8 protein-coding genes are annotated in these 10,124 nt (G+C 73.5%); 5 read left to right on the top strand and 3 right to left on the bottom strand.

Annotation, left to right across the window (positions count from 1 at the left end; all coding sequences use genetic code 11):
• Positions 1-62: 62 nt before the first annotated feature.
• The 3 genes from DT057_RS32070 to DT057_RS32060 all read right to left on the bottom strand — a co-directional run bounded on the left by DT057_RS32070 (position 63) and on the right by DT057_RS32060 (position 2,833).
• Positions 63-248: a hypothetical protein gene (locus tag DT057_RS32070; RefSeq protein WP_128566088.1), complete on the bottom strand. Its 186-nt coding sequence runs from the start codon at positions 246-248 to the stop codon at positions 63-65.
• A 42-nt stretch (positions 249-290) separates the two neighbouring features.
• Positions 291-1,559 (bottom strand): hybrid sensor histidine kinase/response regulator, encoded by a 1,269-nt coding sequence (locus DT057_RS32065; RefSeq protein WP_128566089.1) that lies wholly within the window; start codon positions 1,557-1,559, stop codon positions 291-293.
• 113 nt (positions 1,560-1,672) lie between these two features.
• Positions 1,673-2,833 carry an FIST N-terminal domain-containing protein gene (locus DT057_RS32060; RefSeq protein ID WP_128566087.1) on the bottom strand — a complete coding sequence of 387 codons (1,161 nt, stop codon included), beginning with the start codon at positions 2,831-2,833 and terminating at the stop codon, positions 1,673-1,675.
• 506 nt (positions 2,834-3,339) lie between these two features.
• Here DT057_RS32060 and DT057_RS32055 point away from each other — a divergent pair.
• The 5 genes from DT057_RS32055 to DT057_RS32035 form a co-directional block, all read left to right on the top strand.
• Positions 3,340-4,098 carry a response regulator gene (locus tag DT057_RS32055; protein ID WP_203236437.1) on the top strand — a complete coding sequence of 253 codons (759 nt, stop codon included), beginning with the start codon at positions 3,340-3,342 and terminating at the stop codon, positions 4,096-4,098.
• A gap of 120 nt (positions 4,099-4,218) precedes the next feature.
• Positions 4,219-6,279, top strand: coding sequence for a carbon starvation CstA family protein (locus DT057_RS32050; protein WP_128566085.1), 2,061 nt, complete (start codon positions 4,219-4,221; stop codon positions 6,277-6,279).
• Between the two features lie 11 nt (positions 6,280-6,290).
• Positions 6,291-6,512, top strand: coding sequence for a YbdD/YjiX family protein (locus DT057_RS32045; protein ID WP_128566084.1), 222 nt, complete (start codon positions 6,291-6,293; stop codon positions 6,510-6,512).
• Positions 6,513-6,793: 281 nt separating this feature from the next.
• Positions 6,794-7,771, top strand: coding sequence for a DMT family transporter (locus DT057_RS32040; protein ID WP_128566083.1), 978 nt, complete (start codon positions 6,794-6,796; stop codon positions 7,769-7,771).
• Between the two features lie 139 nt (positions 7,772-7,910).
• A partial coding sequence (locus tag DT057_RS32035; protein WP_162501572.1) for a Tex family protein occupies positions 7,911-10,124 on the top strand: 2,214 nt, incomplete at its 3' end.

Below are 10,124 nucleotides of genomic sequence, written 5' to 3'. Positions count from 1 at the left end.
CGGCCGCCCGCCCCGGCCGAGGACGGGCCGCGGGCCGGCGGCCGGGGCGGCCGGGGCGCGCGTCAGTGCTGGCCCTGCGCCGCGGCCAGGATCGCGACGCCGAGGGCGACCACCGCGATGCCGGCGATCATCATCGGGGTGACGGGCTCGCCGAACAGGACCGCGCCGCCGAGGGTAGCCTCGCCGGAAACGTGGCGGTCCCGCGTGCCACCGTGCTGGTCCCTCCCTGCGGCGGGCAGCGATAGCACGGGGGCGCGGGGGAAATCTTGCCGCCGGACCGGCCTAGTCCGTCAGCCCTGCGTCAGCATGTGGGCGAGGAGCGCCCGGAGCTGGGCCGGCTTGATCGGCTTGTGGACGAGCTCGCACCCCGTCGCCCGCACGTGGGCCTCGACCTCGGCCGAGTGGTCGGCCGTGGTGACGATCGCCGGGATGTCGTGGCCGTGGACCGCGCGCAGCCACGCCACGGTGTCGAGGCCGCAGGCGCCGCCGTCGAGGTGGTAGTCGGCCACGATCACGTCGGGGCTCCAGGTCGAGCCCGGCAGGAGCCGCACGAGGCTCAGGTGGTCGCGGGCCGCGAAGGCGTGGGCGTCCCAGCCGTGGAACAGGCGCGCCAGGGCCTCGAGGGCGGCCTTGTCGTTCTCGATGAGGGCGATGCGGGCCCCCGTGAGGCTCGTCGGGAGGGCGAGCGCCGGGGCCGGCCGCGGGGGCTCGGGGGCGCAGGCCGGCAGGTGCAGGCTGAAGCGCGAGCCGTGCCCGACCCGGGAGGCGAGCGTCAGGGCGTGGCCGAGCGCCAGGGCCGAGCGGCGCACGATCGACAGCCCGAGGCCGAGGGCGATCTCGCCGTCCACGCTCTCCCGTCCGCCGCGGTGGAACTCCTCGAAGATCAGCTCCCGGTCCGCCTCCGGGATGCCGGAGCCGGAATCGATCACGTCGATCCGCACGGCGCCGTCCCGGGACCGCGCCGCCACCAGGACGCCGCCGGCCGCCGTGTACCGGACGGCGTTCGAGACGAGGTTCTGCAGGATGCGCTGGAGCAGCACGACGTCGCTCGCCACCCAGGTCTCGCCGGCCCGCACGCCGAGGCGCAGGCCCTTGCGGGCGGCGAGCGGGCCGAAGCTCGCCTCGACGCTCGCCAGCACGTCGGCCACCCGCACCGGCCGCGGCACCGGCTGGATCAGGCCGGCGTCGAGCTTCGAGATGTCGAGCAGCGTCTTGATCAGGTCCTCGATGGTCTGGAGGCCGCGCTCGACCTGGCCGACGATGCCCCGGGCCTCCCGCCCGACCGGGAGGTCGCCGAGCGCCGAGAGCGAGAGCCGGGCGGCGTTGAGGGGCTGGAGCAGGTCGTGGCTCGCCGCCGTGAGGAAGCGCGTCTTCGAGCGGTTGGCGCGCTCGGCCTCCTCCTTGGCGGCCGTGAGGGCCTGGTTCGAGCGCTCGAGGCTGCGCATGAGCGCCGTCAGCTCCTCGGTCCGGGCCCGCACCTGCCCCTCGAGGGTGATGGCGGTCTGGAACAGCGAGTAGGCGCTGCCGCGCTGGTCCATCGAGCGCTCGACCTGCGACATCAGGGCGGCGTTGATGCGCTCGAGCTTGGCGACGCGCCGCCGCAGGGCCGCGGCCTCGTCCGGAGGCGCCGGGGCGGCGGCGGGGCCGGCGGCCGCCGCGGGCGCCTCGCCGGTCACGGAACGGCGTGCCGGCCGATCGCGATGCCCGTGAAGGTCTGGTTCAGGTGCATCGAGCGGAACTGCTCGCCGTAGGTCTCGAAGCCCACGACGTTGTAGCGGCGGTAGAGCTCGGCGATGCTGTGGCGGACCTGGTGGATCTCGGCGTCGAGCCGGCGCAGGACGCACTCGAAGCCGATCACCAGGTCGACGCCGCCGAGGCTGGCGTCGAGCCGGGCGAGTTCCTCGCGGGTCGCCTCGACGAGGTTCTTCTGCCGCGCCAGCGTCAGGACGACGCCCCGGTCGATGGCGCAGTGGAAGCTCAGGGACTGGTCCGGGTTGAGGTGGCGGATCGAGCGGCAGAAATAGTCGCCGCCGACCCGGACCACGAGCGGATGGGCCGCGAAGCTCGTGGGCGTCAGGGCGTCGGGATCGAGGCCGAGCGCGTTCGCGTACTCCACGGCCGCGGGCTCGGCGTTCAGCTCGCGCACGGTGCGCTGCTCGTGGTCGGTCTCCGTCACCACGAACTTGATGCCGGTCGGCTCGAAATTGTCGTTCTTGAAGATCTCGACCGGGTAGTCCGTCTCGACGAGGAGCAGGATCGCGGCGCGGCGGTGGACGCTGCCGTCGTGGATCAGCGCCGTCTCCGAGAAGGTGAGCTCGTCGCCCGCCGAGCCGCCGACGAGCGGGACCCCGTCGAGCCCGAAGCCGACCGCGGCGATCACCGTCTCCTCGGCGTTGGCGAGCCCGTCGATGAGGGAGATCGCGAAGCGCGAGCCGCCGCGGCCGACGGCGTCGAGGGTGGACCTCAGGACGCGGATCGAGCCGGCCGCGCGCTCCGCGTCGAGGCGGTCGACGTTCTCGAGCAGGACGGAGGCGAGGCGGAACCCCTCGTGCGGGAACGCGATCGCCACGAGGCCGCGGTCGAGCCCGGCCATGGGGCTGATCTCGCCCGACGAGGTGCAGCCCGCGACGCGGACCCCCGGGAAGTGCCGGGCGACCGCCGCGTTGAGGGTCTCGGCCCCGTAGGACGGCGAGAAGAAGATCACCAGGTGGGCGACGCGCGCGATGTCGAGGGAGGCCGCGAGAGCCGCCGCCGCGTCGTCCGCCCCCGCCTCCTCCGTCCAGGCCGTCTGGATGCCGCACCGGTGCGAGCGCGTGCGCGTGCCCTGCGCCAAGTGTCCCCTCCCGTCGCCGCCCGGGCGACCCCGGCGCGGCGTGCGCGCAGTATGCGGCAGAGGGCGGGTCGGTTGCAACGCCGGGGTGCGCAGGCGCAGCCGGTGCGGCGGCTGCGCCTGCGCTGGGAAGCAGGAGGGCGATCGCCCCCGCGATCGGCCGGCGCGCCGCCCCACGCGGCACGCCCGCCATGATGCCACACCCCGCTCCCGCCCACTTCGCGGCGACGAGTGTTCCAACCGCTGAGGCCGCCCACGATAGGACCGTGGCGCCCGAGCCGACTATAGGACCAAGGTGCAGGCCGGGCGCTCCGCTAGATCCTGTCCGTACCAAAGCATGGTGGCTGCCTGGCCGGGCCAATGCTAGGGTTCGACTGATCTATCGGGTTGTCGGCCGATGCTGGAGCCGACGGCCCGGTGCGCGCGCCGAACGGGCTCGATTCAGCACGAACACGCCGATTGCACTGCGGTGGGCCGCGTCCCGCCGGGACACAGGATGGCACCCTTCGATGGTGGGATTGACCCTTCCGGCCCAGCCGGTGTCTCCTCCGGCCGGGAGGCGACCGGACGAGGGGCCGGCCCCCGCCGCCAAGGGGTCGGACATGCACCTGATGATCGTCGACGACCATCCCCTCTTCCGCGAGGCCCTGAGCAGCGCGGTGCGCCTCGCCTTCCCGGACGCCCAGGTGGAGGAGGCCGACGGGATCGAGAGCGCCTGCGCGGTGCTCGCCCGCGCCCGCTCCGTGGACCTGACGCTCCTCGACCTCACCATGCAGGGCGTGAACGGCTTCGACGGCCTCATCGCCATCCGGACCCGGTTCCCCCGCACGCCGATCCTGGTGGTCTCGGGCCTCGACGACCCCCGCATCGTGCGCGAGGCCCTCGGCCACGGCGCCGCGGGCTTCGTCCCGAAGGCCGCCGGCAAGCCGGTGCTGATCCGCGCCATCACGGACGTGCTCAACGGCGCGGTCTTCGTGCCGGAGACCTTGAGCGGCGGCCCCGAGCCGGAGAAGCGCCGGGGCGGCAAGGCGCCCATCGCCCAGCGCATCGCCGAGCTGACGCCCCAGCAGGTCCGGGTCCTGCTGATGATCCGCCAGGGCAAGCTCAACAAGCAGATCGCCCACGAGCTCGGGGTCGGCGATTCCACCGTGAAGGCCCACGTCTCCGAGATCCTGCGCAAGCTCGGGGTGATCAGCCGCACCCAGATCGTGATCGAGACGGCGAACCTCGACTACGAGCACATCCTGTCGGAGCTGCCCTCGCCGTGACGGGGCGCCGGGCCGCACGGGGCCGCGGGGCGCCTTCTCGAACGCGCAAAACCGTCTAATCTCCCGCGGGACCGGGAGCCTGCCGCCAAGAGCCGGCGCCCCGACCGGGAGACGCGCGCCATGACGGCCATCCAGAAGCACGGGCCCTGGGCCCTCGTCGGCGCGCTCGGCGCCGCCGCGCTCGCCATCGTGGCGACCGGGCGCGGCGAGACCGTCAACGCGCTCTGGATCGTCGTCGCGGCGGTGTCGGTCTACCTCATCGCCTACCGCTACTACTCGCTGTTCATCGCCGACCGCATCATGCGGCTCGATCCCGCGCGCCCGACCCCGGCCCGGCGCCACAACGACGGCCTCGACTACGTCCCGACCGACCGCTACGTGCTGTTCGGCCACCATTTCGCCGCGATCGCGGGCGCCGGCCCCCTCGTCGGCCCGGTCCTCGCCGCCCAGATGGGCTACCTGCCGGGCCTGCTCTGGATCCTCGCCGGCGTGGTGCTGGCCGGCGCCGTGCAGGACTTCATGGTGCTGTTCGTCTCGATGCGGCGCGACGGGCGCTCCCTCGGCGAGCTGATCCGGGCCGAGCTCGGCACCATCCCGGGGATCGTCGCCCTGTTCGGCACCTTCCTGATCATGGTGATCATCCTGGCGGTGCTGGCGCTCATCGTCGTCAAGGCCCTGGCCGAGAGCCCCTGGGGCACCTTCACGGTGATGGCCACCATCCCGATCGCCATCCTGATGGGGGTCTACTCGCGCTGGATCCGGCCCGGGCGCATCGGCGAGGTCTCGATCCTCGGCTTCGTGCTCCTGATGGCCGCCATCGTGTACGGCCAGACGGTCGCCGACGACCCGAGGCTCGCGGCGTTGTTCACCTTCACGGGCACGCAGCTCTGCTGGATGCTCATCGGCTACGGCTTCGTCGCCTCGATCCTGCCGGTCTGGCTGCTGCTCGCCCCGCGGGACTACCTCTCGACCTTCCTCAAGATCGGCACCATCGTGGGCCTCGCCCTCGGCATCCTGGTGCTGGCGCCCCACCTCCAGATGCCGGCCGTGACGAAGTTCGTCGACGGGTCCGGCCCGGTCTGGTCGGGGTCGCTGTTCCCGTTCCTGTTCATCACCATCGCGTGCGGGTCGGTCTCGGGCTTCCACAGCCTGATCGCGTCGGGCACCACCCCGAAGCTGATCGACAACGAGACGAACGCCCGCTTCATCGGCTACGGCGGCATGCTGATGGAGTCCTTCGTCGCCGTGATGGCCCTCGTCGCCGCGAGCGTCATCGACCCGGGCGTCTACTTCACGATGAACGCGCCGGCCGCGATCGTCGGCACCACGCCCGAGAGCGCGAGCGCCGCCGTCACCGCCATGGGCTTCCCGATCACGGCCGCGACGATCCAGCAGACCGCCGCGGACGTGGGCGAGCACACGGTGATCTCCCGGGCCGGCGGCGCGCCGACCCTGGCGGTGGGGATGGCCCACATCATCTCGAACGTCGTCGGCGGCAAGGCCATGATGGCGTTCTGGTACCACTTCGCCATCCTGTTCGAGGCCCTGTTCATCCTCACGGCGGTGGATGCCGGGACGCGGGCGGGCCGCTTCATGCTCCAGGACCTGATCGGCGTCGCGGTGCCGGCCTTCAAGGACACCGCGTCCTGGGGCCCGAGCATCGTCGCGACGGCGCTCTGCGTCGCCGCCTGGGGCTTCTTCCTCCACCAGGGCGTCACGGACCCGCTCGGCGGCGTCAACACCCTGTGGCCCCTGTTCGGCATCTCGAACCAGATGCTGGCCGCCATCGCGCTGACCCTGTGCACGGTCGTGATCTTCAAGATGAAGCGCGAGCGCTACGCCCTCGTCACCATCCTGCCGACGCTCTGGCTCGCGGCCTGCACGCTCACGGCCGGCTGGCAGAAGGTGTTCGCCGAGGACCCGCGCGTGGGCTTCCTCGCGCACGCCGACCGCTACGCGGCGGCGCTCGCCGAGGGCAAGGTGCTGGCGCCCGCCAGGGACGCCGCCCAGATGAGCCAGATCGTCCTCAACGACCGCATCGACGCGGGCCTGGCGCTCCTCTTCGTCGGCGTCGTGGTGGCGGTCCTCGGCTTCGGGATCCGGGCCTGCCTCGCGGCCTACCGGGCCGAGCGCTGGACCGCCCTCGAGGCCGATCCCGGCGCGGTGCCGGCGGGCGAGTGAGGGAGGCACGCATGACGCAGGCCGAGAGCCTCCGGGCCCGCTGGGCGTCGCTGGCGCGCTGCGTCTGCGACGGCGCCCGGCTCATGGTGGGCCAGGGCAACTACGACGCCTACGTGGCCCACGTCCGCCGGACCCATCCCGGGAGCGAGCCGATGACGCCGACGGCCTTCTTCCGCGAGCGCCAGAACGCCCGCTACGGGATCGGCGGCCGCGGCGGCTTCCGCTGCTGCTGAGGCGGCCCTTCGCGCCCGGGCGGGGAAAAGCAACGGGCGGCCGCCGGGTTTGTTCCACCCGAGCAGACGCGTCCCCGTGCGGCGCGGACGGCACGCCCGGCCGCGTTCTCGACCGCCGCCGCGCCGCCGCCGCAAGTTCCCGCGGAGCCGACACAATTGTGTAAAGCCCGCCTTAACTAGGGCTGAGGCCGAAGCATGGCCGTGACGCGCAATCGTCACGGCTCGCCGGGGGTGGGCGGTGCTAGGGTGTCCTTCCCGTTATCCTTCGGCTTGCTCGTACCGTGGCCACGCTCAGTCCCGCGCTCCCCCTCTCCGCTCCCCAGCTCCGCCCGGTCCTGCCGGCGCTCCTCGGCGACCAGCCGCTGCGCGGCATCGTGCTGGTGGTGGTCTCGACGGTCTTCCTGTCGAGCTCCGACGCCATCGCGAAGTACCTCACGGGCTCCCTGTCCGGCGTCGAGATCGCCTGGCTGCGCTACGCGGGCTTCGTTGCCGTGATGCTGGCGGCGGCGCTGGTGCGCAACGCCGTGCGGGGCGGGCCGTCGCCGTTCCGCAGCGCGCGGCCCGGCCTCCAGGTGCTGCGGGGCGTGGCGCTGCTCGGCTCCTCGCTGCTCTTCCTCGCCGGGCTGCGCGGCCTGCCGGTGGCCGAGGCGACGGCGATCGGCTTCGTCTCGCCGATCTTCGTCACCGCCCTGTCGATCCCGGTCCTCGGCGAGAAGGTCGGGGCCCGGCGCTGGCTCGCCGCCCTGGTGGGCCTCGCCGGCGTCCTCGTCATCGTGCGGCCGGGCACGAGCGCGTTCCAGACCGCGGCCCTGCTGCCGGTCGCCTCCGCCCTGTGCTGGGCCGGCGCCCTCGTGATCACCCGCAAGATCAACGGCTACGACGCTCCCCAGACCACCATGACCTGGTCGGCGCTGGTCGGCTTCGTGCTCCTCTGCGGGATCGTGCCGTTCGTCTGGGCGACCCCGAGCCTGGAGCAGGTCGGCATCGGGGCCGCCATCGGGCTGATCTCGACCGCCGGCCACTGGATCGTCACCATCGCGTACCGCCACGCCCCGGCCTCGACCCTGGTGCCGTTCTCCTACAGCCAGATCGTCTGGGCGGCCCTGCTCGGCTTCTTCGCCTTCAACACCGTGCCGGACCTCTACGTCGGGATCGGCGTCATGGTGATCGGCGCGAGCGGCCTCTACACGGCCCGCCGCGAGCGCCTGCGCCGCGTCCCGGCACCGACCGGGGTGCTGCCGGCGGGCGGGGTGCGCTGAGCCCGGCGGCCGGGCCCACCCGAGCCCGGCTGCCGCCGTTAAGTCTTTGTTCCGGCGCATTTTCTGCGCGGAACGGGTTTCCCCTCGGCGGGAAAATGCTCTACACACGCGCCTCCCCGCAGCGGAGCCGCGACACCCCATGCCGACGATCGAGCAGCGCATCGCGACCGAACTCGGCGCGCAGGACTGGCAGGTGAAGGCGGCCGTGGAGCTGCTGGACGGCGGGTCGACGGTGCCGTTCATCGCCCGCTACCGCAAGGAGGCGACCGGGACGCTCGACGACGCGCAATTGCGCACCCTCGAGGAGCGCCTGGGCTACCTGCGCGAGCTCGAGGAGCGGCGCGCCGCGATCCTCGAGAGCATCCGCGGCCAGGGCAAGCTCGACGACGCCCTGCGCGGCCGGATCCTCGCCGCCGACACCAAGGCGCGGCTCGAGGACCTCTACCTGCCCTTCAAGCCCAAGCGCCGCACCAAGGCGCAGGCCGCCCGGGAGGCGGGCCTCGCGCCCCTGGCAGAGGCGCTCCTCGCCCGCCCGGACCGGGAGCCGCTCGCGGCCGCCGCCGCGTTCGTCGACGCCCGGACCGGCGTGGCGACGCCGGAGGCCGCCCTCGAGGGCGCGCGGGCGATCCTGGTCGAGGGCCTCGCCGAGAACGCGGAGCTGGTCGGGCGCCTGCGCGAGGCGTTCTGGAGCCGCGGCCGGCTGGTCTCGAGCGTGCGGGACGGCAAGGCGCAGTCCGGCGCGAAGTTCGCCGACTACTTCGACTTCGCCGAGCCCCTGACGCGGCTTCCCGCCCACCGGGTGCTGGCCCTGTTCCGGGGCGAGAAGGAGGAGGTGCTGGACCTGCGGCTCGACGAGACCCCGGCCGACGCCGCGCCGGGGGCGCCGAACCTCTACGAGGGCCGCATCGCGCTCAGCGCCGGCATCCGCGACCAGGGCCGGCCGGGGGACCGCTGGCTCGCCGAGGCGGTGCGCTGGGCCTGGCGCACCAAGCTGCGGCTCTCCATCGCCCTCGACCTGCGGGCCCGGCTCTGGGAGGCGGCGGAGCAGGAGGGCGTGCGGGTCTTCGCCGGCAACCTGCGGGACCTGCTGCTCGCCGCGCCCGCCGGCGCCCGCCCGACCCTCGGCCTCGATCCCGGCTTCCGCACCGGCGTGAAGGCCGCGGTGGTCGACGCCACCGGCAAGGTGGTGGCGACGGACACGATCTACCCGCACGAGCCGCGCCGGGACTGGTCGGGCGCGCTGATCACGCTCGCGCGCCTCTGCCGGGCCCACGGCGTCGAGCTCGTGGCCATCGGCAACGGCACCGCCTCGCGCGAGACCGACCGCCTGGCCGCGGAGCTGATCGCCGGGCAGCCGGAGCTGGGGCTCACCCGGGTGATGGTCTCGGAGGCCGGCGCCTCGGTCTACTCGGCCTCGGCCTACGCCAGCCAGGAGCTGCCGGACCTCGACGTCTCGCTGCGGGGCGCCGTCTCCATCGCGCGCCGGCTCCAGGATCCGCTGGCCGAGCTCGTCAAGATCGAGCCGCGCGCCATCGGGGTCGGCCAGTACCAGCACGACCTCGCGGAGGGGAAGCTGTCGCGCTCCCTCGACGCGGTGGTGGAGGATTGCGTCAACGGCGTCGGGGTCGACGTCAACACCGCCTCGGGTCCCCTCCTGGCGCGGGTCTCGGGCCTGAGCGAGCGGGTGGCGCAGAACATCGTGCTGCACCGGGACGCGCACGGGCCGTTCCGCAGCCGGTCGGGCCTGCGGAAGGTGGCGGGGCTCGGCCCGAAGGCCTTCGAACTGTCGGCGGGCTTCCTGCGCATCACCGCGGGCGACGACCCCCTCGACGCCTCCGGCGTCCACCCGGAATCCTACCCGGTCGTGCGGCGCATCCTCCAGGCCGCGAGGAGCGACATAGGCGGGGCGATCGGGAATGCCAGGTTGCTGCGGGGCCTCGACCCGGGCGCCTTCGTGGACGGGACGGTCGGCCTCCCGACCGTGACCGACATCCTCGCCGAGCTCGAGAAGCCCGGCCGCGACCCGCGCCCGACCTTCCGGACCGCGACCTTCCAGGAGGGCGTCGAGACGATCGGCGACCTCCGGCCCGGCATGGTGCTGGAGGGCGTGGTGACGAACGTGGCGGCCTTCGGGGCCTTCGTGGATGTCGGCGTGCACCAGGACGGCCTCGTGCACATCTCGGCCCTGGCCAAGACCTTCGTGAAGGACCCGCGCACGGTGGTGAAGCCCGGCGACGTGGTGCGGGTGAAGGTCCTCGACGTCGACGTGCCCCGCAAGCGCATCGCGCTCAGCCTGCGCCTCGACGACGAGGCCGGCGCGCGGGGCCCCCGCGCGCCCGAGCGCCGCGAGGCC

The sequence above is a fragment of the Methylobacterium crusticola genome (assembly GCF_003574465.1).
GTDB classification, from domain to species: domain Bacteria; phylum Pseudomonadota; class Alphaproteobacteria; order Rhizobiales; family Beijerinckiaceae; genus Methylobacterium; species Methylobacterium crusticola.
This window is presented reverse-complemented; position numbering and strand designations above follow the sequence as displayed.